Annotated in this window: 11 protein-coding genes; 1 reads left to right on the forward strand and 10 read right to left on the reverse strand. The window is 42.7% G+C overall.

Going from position 1 to position 16,299, the window contains the following annotated elements; translation table 11 throughout:
• Positions 1–8 precede the first annotated feature (8 nt).
• From ACRHOZ_RS00995 to ACRHOZ_RS01040, 10 genes are all read right to left on the reverse strand, one after another.
• Positions 9–1,190, reverse strand: coding sequence for a DUF4249 domain-containing protein (locus tag ACRHOZ_RS00995; protein ID WP_431121377.1), 1,182 nt, complete (start codon positions 1,188–1,190; stop codon positions 9–11).
• Between the two features lie 36 nt (positions 1,191–1,226).
• A complete protein-coding gene (locus ACRHOZ_RS01000; protein ID WP_431121379.1) occupies positions 1,227–2,444 on the reverse strand; it encodes a DUF4249 domain-containing protein in 1,218 nt (405 codons plus the stop codon).
• Between the two features lie 5 nt (positions 2,445–2,449).
• Positions 2,450–3,646: a DUF4249 domain-containing protein gene (locus tag ACRHOZ_RS01005; RefSeq protein WP_431121381.1), complete on the reverse strand. Its 1,197-nt coding sequence runs from the start codon at positions 3,644–3,646 to the stop codon at positions 2,450–2,452.
• A gap of 3 nt (positions 3,647–3,649) precedes the next feature.
• Positions 3,650–6,424 carry a TonB-dependent receptor gene (locus tag ACRHOZ_RS01010; protein WP_431121383.1) on the reverse strand — a complete coding sequence of 925 codons (2,775 nt, stop codon included), beginning with the start codon at positions 6,422–6,424 and terminating at the stop codon, positions 3,650–3,652.
• Positions 6,424–7,173 carry a hypothetical protein gene (locus ACRHOZ_RS01015; RefSeq protein WP_431121385.1) on the reverse strand — a complete coding sequence of 250 codons (750 nt, stop codon included), beginning with the start codon at positions 7,171–7,173 and terminating at the stop codon, positions 6,424–6,426. The genes ACRHOZ_RS01010 and ACRHOZ_RS01015 overlap by 1 nt, the downstream gene beginning before the upstream one ends.
• Positions 7,174–7,359: 186 nt before the next feature.
• The gene (locus ACRHOZ_RS01020) at positions 7,360–9,753 is read right to left on the reverse strand and encodes a penicillin acylase family protein (protein WP_431121387.1); all 2,394 of its coding nucleotides are present in this window, start codon (positions 9,751–9,753) and stop codon (positions 7,360–7,362) included.
• Positions 9,754–9,831: 78 nt separating this feature from the next.
• Positions 9,832–11,811 (reverse strand): protein-disulfide reductase DsbD family protein, encoded by a 1,980-nt coding sequence (locus ACRHOZ_RS01025; protein ID WP_431121389.1) that lies wholly within the window; start codon positions 11,809–11,811, stop codon positions 9,832–9,834.
• Entirely contained in the window at positions 11,808–13,115 is a 1,308-nt protein-coding gene (gene tilS, locus ACRHOZ_RS01030; RefSeq protein WP_431121391.1) for a tRNA lysidine(34) synthetase TilS, read from the reverse strand. The genes ACRHOZ_RS01025 and tilS overlap by 4 nt, the downstream gene beginning before the upstream one ends.
• Positions 13,116–13,137: 22 nt before the next feature.
• The gene (locus ACRHOZ_RS01035; RefSeq protein ID WP_431121393.1) at positions 13,138–14,436 is read right to left on the reverse strand and encodes an anthranilate synthase component I family protein; all 1,299 of its coding nucleotides are present in this window, start codon (positions 14,434–14,436) and stop codon (positions 13,138–13,140) included.
• A 6-nt stretch (positions 14,437–14,442) separates the two neighbouring features.
• The gene (locus ACRHOZ_RS01040) at positions 14,443–14,976 is read right to left on the reverse strand and encodes an NADPH-dependent FMN reductase (protein ID WP_431121394.1); all 534 of its coding nucleotides are present in this window, start codon (positions 14,974–14,976) and stop codon (positions 14,443–14,445) included.
• 129 nt (positions 14,977–15,105) lie between these two features.
• Here ACRHOZ_RS01040 and ACRHOZ_RS01045 point away from each other — a divergent pair, with 129 nt between their 5' ends.
• Positions 15,106–16,299 (forward strand): heparan-alpha-glucosaminide N-acetyltransferase domain-containing protein, encoded by a 1,194-nt coding sequence (locus ACRHOZ_RS01045; protein ID WP_431121396.1) that lies wholly within the window; start codon positions 15,106–15,108, stop codon positions 16,297–16,299.

Raw genomic sequence — 16,299 nt, forward strand, 5'->3', positions numbered from 1 at the left:
GCCAATCATCATTCTATCCAAAAATCAGGTATTTCCGAGGTTCCCAATTCCCTACAATCGCCACAGACCCTGGGAGCAATTTGAAATGGTCCTTCCCCCAAAGCCGGTGGACTGTTGTCCGCTACATAGACCCCTAAACCACTTTCAATAATGGGTCTTAAAACGCAGGTGCCTCCTTGCGAGACCAGCGGCGGAGCACTTGGTCTACAATTTTCTATATAAGGAGGTAGTGGTTCTCCTGGGTAAAAATCATTGTAATTGAAAAACAATCTTTTTTCATCTACCGAGACCACGTCAAAAAAACCAATGACGGTTTCCTCCTCCGTTTCTTTTGAAAACACGTTGCCCTCCAAAAAACCAGGTTGGGTTTGGCTAAACAAACTTTCAGATCCGGAAAGTTCATTCAGTGTCTCAAAAAAGGTATAAGCGGCATTGGATTGTACATATTGTCTTACCAAGATACTGTACCTGTGCGAAATAATATAATTGTCCCTACTAATAAACCGAACCATGAAATTGCTCACCCTGTCCTCCTCCAAATCTTCCGTGGATGTTAGAATTATTTGGTTGGAAAAATCCGTAGGGTAACAGATTTCCTCATCTGTGTTATTGGGAACCTTGATAACATTGCATCCTCCAGCTGGGTCTCCAATCAGTGAAATGGGTGTCCATGTGGGAGCAATGACCCTATAGGTCTCTATAAACTCATAGCGGTAATTTTTGGAACTTCCTGTAGGATCAAAACTGTCTACAAAAATACCCATCCCATCTTCCCCCAAGTCGCTGGTTATTCGTTCTGCCCTTACCTCATCCAACGATGTGGTTGCTGTTAGCTGCGTCATTGATGAACCATAAGTTCTACCATCTTGGGTGGTGATATCCAGTTGGTACTCTACCCCTGATTGCGCGGCAAACGGTTCTTCGGAAATATAGACCCCATCTCCGGAGTCTTGAAATGCGATGGCGTTCCCATTGGCCATCAGCCTTACAGTGGCGTCGGACTCCGCAATGGGCCCATCAGCCTCAAATTCATAGGTTCTTGAGAGTATCACCTGTTGATTCTTCACCTCATTGGTAATGGTAGCCTCTATGACCAAAGCGCTTTGAAAATCCACAAATTCTCCATCAAAAGGTTCTATACAACCATATAGAATCAGTGCCAGACAGCTTATGGCCAAATAATTTTTCATATGAGACAAAACGCTTTTCATTTCTTGCTTGTCCAGTTAATCTTCAATCCAAAATTCAGGTACTGCAACCTTTCCTATTTCCGTACAATCCCCACATACTGTTGGCACAATGGTGAAAGGCCCTTCCGTTTGTTCGGGGCTATCATTGTTACCGACATATCGCACCAGATTTTCTTCAACCTGCGTGCTCAAAACACATCTTGGAGGTACACCTACAGCCAATGGTGGAGATGATCTTGCGCATGGGTCAATGTAAGGGGGCAAATCTTCACCAGGGAATAAATCTGCATAATTGAAAAATAGTCGCTGCTCCTGTACCGTGGCCACATCGAAATAACCCAATACTTTTTCTTCCGTATTTGTGGCTGAACTAATATTTCCTTCCAAGAAACCGGGTTGCGTCTGGGAAAAGAAACTATCACTTCCTGAAAACTCATTGAGTGTCTCATAAAACTCGAAGGCGGAATTGGACTGGACAAATTGCCGAACCAAAATGCTATACCTGTGTGAAATGATGTAGTTGTTCCTATTTATGAACCTTACCATAAAGTTGCTGACTCTATCCTCGTTCAAATCACTGGTATTGGTCTGAATAATGGCATTGGAAAAATCGGTTGTAAAACAGGTCTCCTCGGAAACCGTATCGGGAATCAATCGCACCTCACAAAAAACCTCCGCCTCATTTGCCGGAACTTTCTCCAAGTCGTTTGGTGTCCAAAAGGGGGCTATGATTTTATAGGTTTCCTCATATTGATACCTATAATTCACGGAATTCCCCGTGGGATCAAAGCTATCCACAAAAATTCCCACGCCTTCCTCTCCAAAATCGTTGGTAATCCGTTCCGCCCTTACTTCATCAATCTGGGTGGCCTGGGTCAGGGTCATTTCAGTAGAATTATATGACCTTCCGTCCTGGGTTTGGATGGATAATTGGTACGGAGTATTGGGTTGGGCGGCAAAGGCTTGCTGGGACAAATAAACCCCAGGGGAACTTTCTGCAAACAGAAAAGTATTCCCGCCGCCACTGATACTCACTACTGCGTTGGGTTCCGCTGTTGGACCGTCTTCCTCAAACTCGAAGGTGCGTGTTAGAAAGACCCGTTGGACCTCCATTTTATCCGTTAAGGTAGCCTCGACAACAATGGCGCTTTCAAAATCCTCAAAGGTTACGTCAATGGGTTCAATACAGCTGGATAAGGGTATGAACGTCATTGCCAGTATATACAATGCTATTTTGTTAATTGTCTTTTTCATATCAATCATTCCGTCCAAAATTCGGGGGTTTGGTTGCTTCCTAAAACGGTACAGTCCCCGCATTCCCGAGGAACTACCAGATAGGGGCCTTCTTCAAACGGCGGGTCATCATTTATATTTAGGTAACTGACCTGATTGGCCTCTACCATGGCACTCAAAACACAACGGGCTCCACCTTGACTTATTAATTTAGGTGCAATTTCCATGCATGGGTTAACATAATCCGGCAGGCTTTCCCCAGGATAAAAATCATCGTAGTTGAAGAAAATCCTCTTTTTGGAAACTGCACTTACCTCAAAATACCCCAATACTTTTTCATCTTGGTTCTCTTCTGAAAAGACATTTCCAACCAAAAATCCAGGTTGACTTTCCGAAAAAATACTTTCGGTGCTGGAGAATTGGTCCAATGAACTGAAATAGGAAGCGGCATCATTGGATTGGGTATATTGAGTAACCTCTATGCTATAGCGGTGGGATATGATATAGTTGTTCCGATCCATAAAACGTACCATGAACCTCTGTACCCTATTTTCGTTCAAGTTTGCCGTATTCGTCAAAATGATGTCCGTTGACCTATCGCTGGCAAAACATATCCGATTTTGCACCGTCTTGGGAATAACATCAACCCCACATTCAATACCGGTACTTAAAAGATCAAAATCGTTCCATTCCGGGGCAATGATCTTATAAGTTTCCTGGTATTCGTAGCGGAAATTTTGGGAATTGCCCGTGGCATCAAAACTGTCCACAAAAATGGCAATGCCATCTTCTCCCAAGTCACTGGTAATCCTATCAGCATAAACGCTATCCAATGCCACTGCCTGAGGTAATGAGGCACTTTGTGAACTATAGGACGAACCGTCCCCAGTGGTAATCTTCAAAGCATAACTGCTTCCTGGCTGTGCGGCAAATTCTTGCTGCGACCTATACTCGCCAGGATTTGTTTCAACGAAGAGAATTTCATTGGTTTCATTCTCAATGACTCTGACAGATGCCCCTGATACCGTTTCAGGTTCTTCCTCAAAACCGTAGGTGTTGGTAAGGTAGATGGCTTGTCGTCCCATTTCATCCGTTATAGTGGCATCTATTACCAAAGCGCTCAAAATCTCACCAGAATCCACTTCAAAAGGCTCAACGCACGAAGAAGCCAATGCCGCCGTGAAGACCAAAACCAATACTATGTCTTTTTGAGCCAGTTGCACCTGTTAAAACTTGAAATTGTACGTAATGGTGGGAACTGGAATTGCAAATATCGAGCTTTGGTATGCCTTGATATCTCCATCCTCCGTTACAAAAAATACCGAATAGGGATTGTTTCTTCCCAGCACGTTATAAATGGAGAAACTCCAAAAGCTATGAGCGAACTTCTTGATCTTATGGTTGCCCTCCATATTGAAACTCAAATCGAGTCTGTAATAGTCCGGAATCCTAAATTTGTTTCTATCACTGTAAAAGACAAATTCTGAATTGTTGAAGGAAAAGCTCCCAATAGGGAAAGTAACCGGTCTACCTGTCTGATATACAAAGTTGGCCGAGGCACTGAACCTTCGGGTAAATTTATAATTGGCTACTAGGCTAATGTCATGGGGCTTATCAAAATTGGAAGGGAAAAATTCACCATTGTTTACCCTTTCCTCTGCGAATGGACTATCCAATTTCACAAAGGATCGAGAGTAGGTATATCCAAGCCATCCGTTGAGTTTACCTTCATTTTTCTTGATCAAAAACTCCACCCCATAGGCCTTCCCATCTCCCTGGATTACCTCAGTTTCTATGGCTTCGTTCAAAAGCAACTGTGCCCCAACCTTATAATCCAATAGATTGGTCTGTTTCTTATAATAACCTTCCAAGCTCAACTCAAAGGTGTTGCCCCCAAAATTCTTGTACAATCCCAAAGAGCCTTGGTAGGCCTCCTGCGGTTTGATGTTCAAATCTGATAGCTTCCAAGTATCCGTAGGGGAAACCGTTGTATTGCTGGAAAGGGTGTGAATGTATTGGTAAGCATTGTTGATACTGGCCTTTATCGAAAAGTCTGGGGTTAGAAAATATCTTGCGGAAACCCTGGCCTCAGGACCGCCATAAGTTTCAATGACCTCATTCTTATCAAAATCCTGGGTCTCTACCATCGTACCACTATTCTTCGGTCCGTTTTCCTGATAAATACGCTGCGATGATGCGCCCAAAGCGGCATAAAATGAATAGCGCAGCCCAATATCTATCAGTAACTTATCATTCACCTCATAACTATCGGAAGCAAATATGGCCGACTCCAATCCTTTTTCCTGGGGGATGGTCAGGGAAGTAACCTCGGAATCCCCTCCCAATGGCACAATATCGCCTGGGTCCACCACATAGAGTTTGCTTGACAAACCAAAATCGAATTTGTGCTTGTCACTATGCAGGTATTTCATCTTCAATTTGATTTCGGTCTCGTTGTTCTTGTAGCCCAAGTCAAAATCGTCGTTGGATTCCCCGTCAAACTCAATGCCGAATCTGTACTCACTATTGGAGGCAATGAGACTTCCGGTAGTCTTCTCACTAAACTTATGGTCCCATTTTAAGGATACCAGTCTGTTGCTATAATCAAAGATGGAATCGGAGGTAATACTAAACTCATCCCGGCTAAAGTATCCAGTTGCCTTTATTTCGTTTTTATCGTCTATGGTATGGTTGTACTTGGCCACCACATCAAAAAACGAAGCGGTACTGTTGTTCAATTGCTCATCATCCAAGGCTTTCAAAATCCAATCCGAATAGGTAGCTCGGCCTCCAACCAACAAGGCCGATTTATCTTTTACTATAGGTGTTTCCAAAACAATATTGCTGGTTACAGGTCCAATGGAAGCCTCCCCGGAGAATTTTTCCGTATTTCCATCCTTGGTGGTGATATCGAATACGGAAGAGAGTCTACCCCCAAATTCTGCTGGTATATTTCCCTTGTAAATCTCCGCTGAACCTGTGGAAAAAGGGTTTATGGCAGAAAAAATCCCGAAGAAGTGGGAAGGATTATAAATTACCCCATTATCCAAAAGTATCAGGTTTTGGTCTGTTCTACCGCCCCTAACATTGTAGCCAGCAGCCCCTTCTCCTGCCGTTGTTATGCCAGGAAGTGTAATGGCAGCTTTAAGGATGTCCCGTTCACCCAAGACCAAGGGGATATTTTTGATTTTTTCCACCTCAATAAGGGTAACCCCTGTAATCGCGGTTTCCACATTTCTATCCAAATTACCCTGGACCACCACTTCATCCAACGCTTCCACACTCTCATTGAGGTCAAAATTGTAAACCCCATTGTTGTACAGGATTACCTTGGTTCTGGAATCTTGGATTCCAAGCCCTTGCGTACGAATGATGTTTTCACCTACAGGAAGTTCCAAACTGTAGTTACCATTTGCATTGGTAGATGTTCCCAAGTCCTCGCCCTCCACAATGATGGCCAAATCAGGGATGGGCTGTCCTGTTCTGGCATTGGTCACTTTCCCATTTAAGGTAAACGTCCTTTTTCTGTTGTTTCGATTCTCCTTTCCAATTTTCACCACCTGCATTCCCCTAGATACACCGGAGTCCTCAGCGTTAACAAACAAAGGCCCTAAATCTTGAATGTCGTCATAGCTGGGCCCATCATCGGCAACAGCATCTTTTTTGCCAAAAAAATCTTCCGGAAGCGACTCGTAAATCTGATTGTTCTGTAGAAGAAAAATTTTGTTGTCCTCAGCTATATAAAAATTAAGGACCGTGTTTTTGAACAGGTCATCCAAAATTAAGCTCACCTGGGTATCTTGATAAGTGCCGCTTACCTTAATATTCTCCAACCAGGCGTCCAGATAATAAAATCTGTAATCCGTTTTGCTTTCAATGGACTGTAATGCATCCAAAACATCCACATTGGTAAAGGAGATTGAAATCTTTGGTATTTCTTCTTGGGCCAATGCATGCTGCATGCCTACAAGAAGCATGAACGAAATCAAAATTTTCTTCATTACTTGGAAGTGTTTTTAGGTTGGGACATTAGTATTTCCAAACGTTTTAAAAGACTTACCTGAAAACCGTTTGGATCCGATTTCCTGAGTCCCCTAGCTAGATTGTAAAATCTATCTATATCCTTTTTCAATTGTGGGAACACCAAAAGATTATCCTTTTTGGTATTAACTATATGGTACTTGCCTTGATAGAAAAGGACTTGTTCACTTTGTCCGTCCAAGAACTCATAGTAAATAGCACTGCGGTCCTTTCGGTCAAAACTTTTCTTGGTGTATTTGGTATAGAGCGTATACAAAGGACCTTCATAGGCCACGGCATAAAACCCGTAAAGGTTAAGCCCTGGAGCCTGGCTCCTTTCGAGCTTGATAAAATCCACCCCGGCAATGGTAAAACTTTCCACCTTATCCTTGAAAAGTCGCAAGGTTCCCCCACCAGCTTTGCTAATTAATTTAAGTAATACCTGGTCTTCAAAAACATCATATTTAAGATCCAAACCGTAGTAGCACTGCCCTTCGTAACACACATCCCCTTTAAGAAAATCCCTGTTTTTATAGTATTGGGTATTCTCATTAATGGTCCTGTATTTTACAGCGTGGATTTCACCTTGGTACAGCCCTGTATTCTCTATACCAACCTCTTTGTCAAATTGATTATAATATGAAACTTGCTGAGACTCCTGGCCATGCGCAGACGCGACTAAACCAAGGACAAGCATTGCCCTAAAAGGCTTCCGAAAAAAATAAAGCATCCTACTGTTTGATTGATGTATGAGGTTCGTTTGTTTAATTGAATTAGCTTGACCTAAAGTACCACATAATGTGATAATTTTTAAATTTTTGTTAAAAATTCATGGAATTTTATCAATCTGGTTAAATCACAAAAATTTTACTCGTGATTTAACATTTTTTAACATGGAATTTTTAATGGTCCAAAGCTAGTTTGGGCTAAAAACCAATAAAGAAGTAGAATTATTTTGGATTTCTTCTTTGTTCATCATCATTTTTCTGAACTTCCCGTCCACAAACATTTCTGCCTGATCTTCATAGTGCTTACTGAAAGGGTTACCTGATTGTCCTGTAGGAAGTATGCTGATGCTATTGTCAATATCTGAAAAATCGACAATTCGACGTGTAGATGGGCCCACGTTGACCTTATGGAATCCAGTACCGTCATAGGTGAAGTTCATATTATTGATTACTTCCCTGGTACCGTTGACTGGGAAAGGCCCAACATTGAAAAAACTACGCAATGATTCCACTTGGCCTATAGGGTGAGGGTGTTCCACAGTATGTACCTTATCCCAAGTCCATTGGGATGCATCCGGCCCAAAATCATCTACCAAGGATTGCCATGCTTCGGCAAAGGACTGGAGTACAATTTCATCCCTGCTTTCCACTTTATCCTTGGTATGGACATTGTCCCACCAAATTCCCGTTTGCATCTGCGCCCCATATGCAATCTGCCTTTTAAATATATGGGTGCCCAAAAACTGTTTGAACTTTTCCTCTCCCAGCTCGTCCAAAAAGGTATTCTTTACCATATAATATTCGCACCTATGGTACAAGGTTGGGTTTGTTCCATCCAAAGTATAGGTTCCGTCCCAGTTCCGAAGTGCATCTACCTGAACCAGTTGCTCATCGCTTAAATGGGAAACATCAAGTAGTTTGATCAATTCTGAAACCAATGCAGGGTTCACCAAAGAGGTGGCATCCAAAATCATCTGGGAAGTGGATTCGCTGTCCCAATCGCTTTTACTTTCCAACAATTGAACAATTCGCAGGGCCCGGTTCTCAGGAAGGTAGTATCCAGGATAAAGCATCCCCGCGATGGAATCCGGTTGGTTATTGGCCGAATACACATAATCCCATGGCGGGTTTATGGCCGATGGATTCTCGGAAAAATCCAGATAACGGACTGGTTCGTCTTTGCCTGAAGCGCCGTCCATGACCATCTTTGTAGAGACACTATCCGGCATTTGATAGAGTTGGGCGGTGGCCCACCAGGCCACATTTCCTTCCGCATCCCCATACATCACGTTCAATCCAGGTGCGTGGATTTTGGGCAAAGCACCTTTAAATTCCTCCAGATTGCTGGCGTGGCTCATTTCATAGACCGCATCCAGTACCTTGTTTTCTTTTTGGGTATAAATCCAAGACATGGCAATGGGAGTATCTCCTTTTATTTGCTTGGCCACATTATTTACCAATGGCCCGTGTCTGGTTTTTCTAATGGTGAAACTAATTGGTTCGGCATCCTTTACCTTGATTTCCTTGGTAACATATTCATAGTTCTCCCAGCCATTTTCGGTTTTATATTGCGTACTGTCCGCAGGATTGGTTTGCTCCAAATAAAAATCAATGTCATCATTTTCAAACATGGTAAGACCGTATGCCACATTTCTATCGTGGGCTAGCATGGGAAACGGCCCTCCTGCCATATGATACCCATACTTCTCATAGGTTGGAGTACTTATATGGGCCTCATACCAAACTGAAGGCTGGGCGTACGAAATATGTGGGTCGTTGGCCAAAATCACCTTTCCGGACTTTGTCTTGTTGGGGGCAATCACCCAACTGTTACTCCCCTCAAATTGAGGAACAGGTAGTTTGTTCAAGGCTTGGAACACTCCAGCGGTAATGTCCAAATCCAAGCTGTCCATTTTAGTATTTCTGTAATTTTTAATCCATGTTGTAGTGGTATCCGAATACACCGCCAAATCTTGAATGTACTTCTCACCCAATTCATTTTTGATATCCGTGAGAAGCGGATCTGTTTTATGTGCCATGGCAAAGCTGAAGGCCATATACCCCATGGCATCCATAATATCATTAAGCTCAAAGGGTTCTTTTTTTAAGCCAGTAAGGTAAAATTCAATGGGGGTTGGCCCTTCTTCAATAAACTCATTTACCCCTTCAAGATACGCCTGTGCCAAAATTACGGCCTCACTGTCCATATCCATTTCGGAAACTGCTTGGACAGAGTTGTCGTCTATCCCCAAAGAGAGGAAGAACTTGTCGGTTTCTACCAAATCGGCTCCAAAGACTTCGGAGAGCTGGCCTTTGGCAACACGACGCAACAGCTCCATTTGCCAAAGTCTGTCCTGGGCATGGACATAACCCAATGCCTTGGTGGCATCTTTTTCATTATTGGCATAAATATGGGGAATTCCGTAGTCGTCAAAATAGACATTCACCTCATTGGAAATACCGGCTAGGGAAATTTTTCCATCATAGTCCGGTTTTAGACTTTGTACAAACACGAAGACGCCTATGGCAACAATAAGCACAAGGCCAGCAAGTACTAAAAGTACCTTTTTAAGTTTCTTCACTGGGGCTTTGGTTAATTGAAATAGTTACTCTAAGGTACACTATTTTCCAAAAAGCCTAAAAAATGGAAGGAAGAATAACTATTTATTCATGGACAATTGGTATGTGGCAAGACCGGATTTGAGCCATTGCCCGTATTCCTCCACATCCACGTATTGAACCGCATCATTTAGGATTTCCAAATTAGGGGACAGCAGTACATAATAGGGTTGGGAAGCAGCATTAAAATTGATGGTCTGGAAAGTCCCCCATTTTTGTCCAACCGTTGTGATCTCCTTAATACGTCCAGACTCATATTGGAAATCGAACTTCTGGTTTTCCGGGAGTTCTTTGCGATCGTCCACATAAAGTGAGATCAAAACATATTCATCCTTAAGCAGGGGATAAATGCTTGGATCACTCCAAACATTTTCTTCCATCTTCCTACAATTAACACAGGCCCACCCAGTAAAATCCAACAAAATTGGCTTATTTACCGCTTGCGCATGGGCCACACCTTCATCAAAATCCTTATAGCAATCCAAGCCCAGTGGGCAATCGCTTTCGGATGTACTCAAAGTATAAAAGTCCGGTGGTGGAAAACCACTCAACAACTTTAGACTGGTCATATTTAGTAATCCCAATATCAGATAGGTAGCAAAGGCGGTACTAAGAACGCCCACCAATTTTCTTCCCATGGACAGTTTTTGTTTGGGTCCATCATGAGGGAATCGGAAAATACCAAACAAATAGAGCGCCATCAGAACGAAAATCAATATCCATATACCAAGAAATATCTCGCGTTTGAAGATTCCCCAGTTCCCCACCAAATCTGCATTGGATAAAAATTTGAATGCCAATGCCAATTCCAAAAAGCCCAACACTACTTTCACTGTGGTCATCCAACCCCCGGATTTTGGCAACGAATTCAACCAAGCCGGGAACAAGGCGAATAGGGCAAAGGGTAAGGCCAAGGCCAAGCCAAAACCTACCATTCCCGCGGACAGGTTGACTGCCACATCACCTTCTGCCAAGGTGGTACTGCCCAATAATCCACCCAAAATGGGTCCCGTACAAGAGAACGACACAATGGCCAAGGTTAGCGCCATAAAGAAAATTCCCAGTCCACCGCCCACTTTGGATGAGGCAGCATCCATTTTGTTGGCCCAAGAACTCGGTAAGGTCAATTCGTAATAGCCGAAAAATGAGAAGGCGAAAAAGACGAATATGGCAAAAAAGAACACATTCAGCCAAATATTGGTGGCTATGGTATTCAGAATCTGCGAGTCAATGGAATCAAACAAATGAAATGGAAGACTCAACAAAAAGTAAATCAACACAATGAAAAAACCATAGAGCATAGCATTGGTTATGCCTTTGGCCTTTTGTTGCGATTGTTTGGTAAAAAATGATACGGTCAATGGAATCATTGGGAAAACACAAGGAGTCAGCAAGGCAATCAAACCTCCTAGGAACCCAAGTCCGAAAACCATCCACAATCCTGACTTTTTCTTGGCCTGGGTCAACCCTCCCTGATTCAGTAACTCCTTGTTCTTTAAATCCAATTTCAGGTTGGCACTCATAGCCAAACTTTCCTCATCAATTTGTTGTTCCGAAGCCACAAAACCCTGTCCATCCAAGGAAACTTGGAACAGTTCGTCCATAGGTATGCATACCTCCTTACAAATTTGATAGAACAGATTCACCGAAATTTGGCGAACCTCTGGGTTCAACAGTTTAATACGTTGGGTAAAAATGGCCTCTTTTTTAAAGAAGGTCTCCTCTACTTCGAAGATGTCACTGTACTCTTTTATTGTTTCACTTTCTTGGGTCTTGCCCACCAACTCATAGTCTACGCCAGCATTTTCAAAAGTGAATTCACTGGGTAGAGAACCTCCTTCGGCGGTGTACTGGGAATACACGTGCCAACCTTCCATGATTATCCCCTTAAAAACAAGCTCATATTCGGTATCGGATATTTTGTTAACCGTATGCGACCAAAGTGCTGGTTCTTTATCTGTCTGACCGTAAAGCCAAGAGCTCAATGCAAAAAAGCCTAAGAGTAGTGCTAACTTTCTCATACAAGAAGCGAAATTTTAAGTATCTGTTGGGTCGTGGTTTCCACCTTGAACCTTTCATCAAACCTTCTGCCCAAAACCCACAGAATGGCATCACCCGAACAAAGCAACCACTGCCTTTCCTTGGAAAAAACGTCCATTTTCTCGTCCTTGAAGAATTTGGACAGCTTTTTTTTGCCGTGCATTCCAAAAGGATAAAAATAGTCGCCTTTTTCCCATTTCCTTAATAATAACGGATAGTTTAACTTTTCCTTATCAACAAAAATCACCTGGGGAGAAGAATTTTCAATGGAATCTGCTTGTTCAAATTTCAAGGGAACAGGAAATTTGACCAAACTTTCCTCTTCTGCAATCCAATATTTTTGGTTGATGGCGTTTTCATTTTTGGAAAGAATCAAATGCTCCCGATCCTTTAATAATCGATGGGTTTTGGAATGCAATTCCTTACCGCTTGCAGCCTTTGTCAATGCCTTGATATCTTCCCACACAACAAACCCATATTCCTTGAATAGTTCATACAAATGACCCCCCAAGGGATGAAGTTGCAACATGTTTTCAATATTGATTCGAATCTCACCCTCCATTTCCTCGAACAAGTTCGCTCTGACCGAATCCACATAATTTGAAATCAGGCTTTTTGAATGGCGTAAATGCTCTTGTGTTGCACCAAAATTTTGAAGAAAAGTAGGATGCAGTTCCTTCAATTTTGGCACCAGTTGATGTCGGATTTTGTTCCGAAGGTATTTGGTGTCTTCATTGCTGCTGTCCTCCCGCCATTCCAAATGCTCTTTTTGGGCGAAATCCAGGATTTGCTGTCTGGAAAACGGGAGTAATGGTCTAACAACATTCCCATTTTGGGCAGGAATCCCCGAGAGTCCATCTATTCCAGTTCCTCTGGAAAGGTTGATTAAAAATGTCTCCAAGACATCATCAGCATGATGGGCCGTTAGTACATAATGGAATCCTTGGGTTTCCATCAGCTCGTCAAACCAGTCATAGCGAAGTTGCCTAGCAGCCATTTGAATGGAACCTCGATTTTCTTCTGCATAATTGACCGTGTCAAAAGACTTTTTATGGACCTCTACCCCTAAGGTTTGCGCCAATTCCTCAACGAATTCCTCGTCCCCATCACTTTCGTCCCCACGAAGTTTAAAATTACAATGCGCCAGCGCAATGTTCAAACCAGCCTGTTTGCACAAATGGGCCAGAATAACACTATCCAAACCTCCGCTGCAAGCCACAAGCACTTTGCCCTCCGTTAAAAAGGGAAAATGTTTCTGAATATGGGCCTCGAATTGTGCTCGCATTTGGCAAAAGTAGCAATAAACCTCAGCTTCCTTCCAGTACGCTGCGCATGGCCTTGGCCTTTAACAGACATTCTTGGTATTCTTTTTCCACATCCGATTTGGAGGTGATAGCACTCCCGACGGAAAATGAAACATATTTAGAGGTTTGGTTATAGAGAATACTGCGGATAACCACATTGAAGTCAAAATCCCCATTGGGATCAAAATAGCCCACAGCTCCGCTATACAATCCCCGCTTGGTCTCTTCCTGTTCCTCAATGATTTTCATGGCAGAAACTTTCGGGGCACCCGTCATACTTCCCATCGGAAAGGTGTCCTTAATCAATTTCATGGAATTCAACTCTTTGGGCACTTTGGCAGTTATGGTCGAAATCATCTGATGCACCTGCTTAAAAGCATAAACCCCACATAATTCCTCTACCTTCACACTGCCCTTTAATGCGCTTTTTGACAAATCATTCCGCACCAAATCGGTTATCATGATATTCTCCGCCCGCTCCTTAGGGTCTTGCTGCAATTGCTTTTTCAGTTCTCGGTCTTCCTTTTGATTCGCGCCTCTTGGTGCCGTACCTTTTATGGGCTGGGATATCACCTTCTCCCCTTCCCTGCGCAAGTAACGTTCTGGGGAAGCACATAGCAGATATTTATCGTCCAACTTTAAAAAGGCCGCAAAGGGAGGTGATGAAATTTGATTCAAATTCCTATAGGTTTCCCATGGATCTATTTCCGTTTCCTCCGCATAAAATTCTTGGCAAAAGTTGGCCTCGTAGATATCTCCTCGATGTATGTGTTCCAAAAATCTGTTGGCCTTTTCAAAATAGGCATCCTTATGGATGCGCAGTTTTATTCGAACAGATTGATGGAGCTCAGGAGTAGTTCTATTTTGTGACAATCGCTGTATTTCGATATAATCTGATTCCATCTCCGAGGAGAGACTATTCAGATACAACAACTGAACTTGATCGTCTTTTAAAGTCAGAATTTTTTCAGGCCTGAAGAAATGGAGGACTGGAAATCCCAGCCCATCAAAATTGCTGGAATCAAGATCTTCCCATTGGTTTTTTAGGTCGTATGAAAAATAACCAAACAACCAATCCTTCTCTTTGTCGATGAAATCTGATACTTCATCGGTGTTTTGGAGTGATTTGATAGACTCATCGGTCTGTTCAGAAATTGCCAGAATTGCATCGTATTTCCCGTATGTATCCTCATGATTATTACTGTCCAGCCAAACCACTTTATTAAAGGATTTAGACCATTCCAATAGCCCGCTTTTGAAATTTTCAGGGGAGGAAACAGAAAAAGAGCGTTGCTTTCGCAAAAGATTTTACTTAAGTGAATCCAGAAATTGGGTCAGTGCTTTTTGATGCGCTTGCTTCAATTCGGCATCCACTATTCCACCCTGCCCAAAATTCTGATGGAATGCAGGCAACGAGAAGGTACTTACAATCTCAGCGCCAAATCTGGGCAGTAGGGCTTCGGTGACCCCCAAAGCGCCAATGCCTCCGCGTCCACCAGGAGAGGCCGACATCAAGAGAACCTTGGTGTTGTCCAAGAATTTACGCTCCAACCGGGATAGCCAATCCAATACATTCTTAAAGTAGGCAGAGGGATTGCTATTGTGTTCATTTACGGAAAGAATCAGCCCATTTGCTTGTTGGATATCGTTCTTGAGTTCCACTAAAGAATTGGAATACCCTTTTTGTTTCTCCTCATCCTCACTAAACATGGGGAATGGATATCTGGTCATGTCTAACAATTGAACCTGATGCCCTTCAATCATAGTTGTGGTATGCTGAACCAATTTAAAATTGACCGAGGTGGAAGAATTACTTCCGGCAAACGCCAAAATTGAAGCCATAGGGAAAAAACTTTGTTTGTTTGGCTAAAATACCGCAAAAGGCTATTCCATGCGAGTATTTTGTCTAATTTTGACGCGTTAAACATCCAAACTTGCTGTTAAGCAAGTATATAGGATAATTGTTTGCCAATGAATTCCAAGTCCACCAGATTATTTTTTATTGATGCCATGAGGGCCTGGGCCATTTTGATGATGCTCCAAGGACACTTTATTGATGGCCTCTTAGATCCCGTTTTCAGGGACAGGGAAAACATGGTGTTCAAAACCTGGCTTTATTTCCGTGGAATTACTGCACCCGTATTCTTTACGGTATCTGGATTTATCTTTACATACCTGCTCATCAGGGTTCCCCAAAAAGGGTTTGATAATCCCAGGGTAAAAAAAGGCATACGCCGTGGTTTGCAATTATTGCTCATTGGCTATTTGCTCCGCACCAATTTTGTTGGATTGTTAAGTGGACATATCTATGGTTCCTTTTACCTGGTGGATGTACTGCATTGTATTGGTCTTTCCATTTTGGCCGTAATAGGAGTCTATCTCTTTGCTGTCAGAAGAAAAGCTTTCGTTTTCCCAGCATTATTGTTGGGAATAACTTTGGTTTTATTTCTATTTGAGCCTGTTTACAAACAGTGGTCTTTTGGCTTTTTGCCGGAAATGTTGGCCAACTATTTTACCAAGGCCAATGGTTCCGTATTTACCATAATCCCGTGGTTGGGCTATGCCACCGTAGGTGGTTTTTTGGCGGTGCTGTTTACAAAGTTCAAGGATTTTAAGTACCTATATCCTGTTGCCATTTCCGTGACGGCCGTAGTTGGATCAGCATTGATTTTTTACTCTTCCTCTGGATTTGTATCGTTATTCCGCCTTACCGGAATTGAATTGTTCCATATGATTCAATCCAACAATTACCTCTTTATTCGATTGGGAGATGTCTTTCTGGTCTTCGCTGTTTTCATGATCATCCGAAAATTCCTGACCAACCCTACCATTTTGAAAATTGGGGCCAGCACCCTTTCCATTTATGTAATTCACTTCATCATCCTTTATGGAAGTTTTACGGGAATGGGGCTTTACCGTTTTTTCAAGTACAGCTTGAGTCCTTCGGTGGTAATTTCAGGAGCATTGGTTTTTATGGTAGTGTGTACTTACCTAGCGCTGCTTTACAACAAACGCGAATCAGAAATTAAGGAACATTTTACCTTGGCTCTGGATTACTCAAAATTGAAAGCTGGGGAGCTCAAGCTTATTTTGTCTCCAATAGCCCGTGATCTTTCGCTTCGGGCAAAAGCGGCCTGGAGACGTTTTTCCAGAATCCGGCAGTAA

Source organism: Flagellimonas flava, assembly GCF_050617915.1.
Classification (GTDB): Bacteria; Bacteroidota; Bacteroidia; order Flavobacteriales; family Flavobacteriaceae; genus Flagellimonas; species Flagellimonas flava_A.

What these genes read in the sequence shown, in the direction of transcription:
- ACRHOZ_RS00995 (WP_431121377.1), bottom strand. Translation starts at nt 1,190, where the DNA reads ATGAAAAATTATTTGGCCATAAGCTGTCTGGCACTGATTCTATATGGT.
- ACRHOZ_RS01000 (WP_431121379.1), bottom strand. Translation starts at nt 2,444, where the DNA reads ATGAAAAAGACAATTAACAAAATAGCATTGTATATACTGGCAATGACG.
- ACRHOZ_RS01010 (WP_431121383.1), bottom strand. Translation starts at nt 6,424, where the DNA reads ATGAAGAAAATTTTGATTTCGTTCATGCTTCTTGTAGGCATGCAGCAT.
- ACRHOZ_RS01015 (WP_431121385.1), bottom strand. Translation starts at nt 7,173, where the DNA reads ATGCTTTATTTTTTTCGGAAGCCTTTTAGGGCAATGCTTGTCCTTGGT.
- ACRHOZ_RS01025 (WP_431121389.1), bottom strand. Translation starts at nt 11,811, where the DNA reads ATGAGAAAGTTAGCACTACTCTTAGGCTTTTTTGCATTGAGCTCTTGG.
- tilS (WP_431121391.1), bottom strand. Translation starts at nt 13,115, where the DNA reads ATGCGAGCACAATTCGAGGCCCATATTCAGAAACATTTTCCCTTTTTA.
- ACRHOZ_RS01040 (WP_431121394.1), bottom strand. Translation starts at nt 14,976, where the DNA reads ATGGCTTCAATTTTGGCGTTTGCCGGAAGTAATTCTTCCACCTCGGTC.
- ACRHOZ_RS01045 (WP_431121396.1), top strand. Translation starts at nt 15,106, where the DNA reads ATGAATTCCAAGTCCACCAGATTATTTTTTATTGATGCCATGAGGGCC.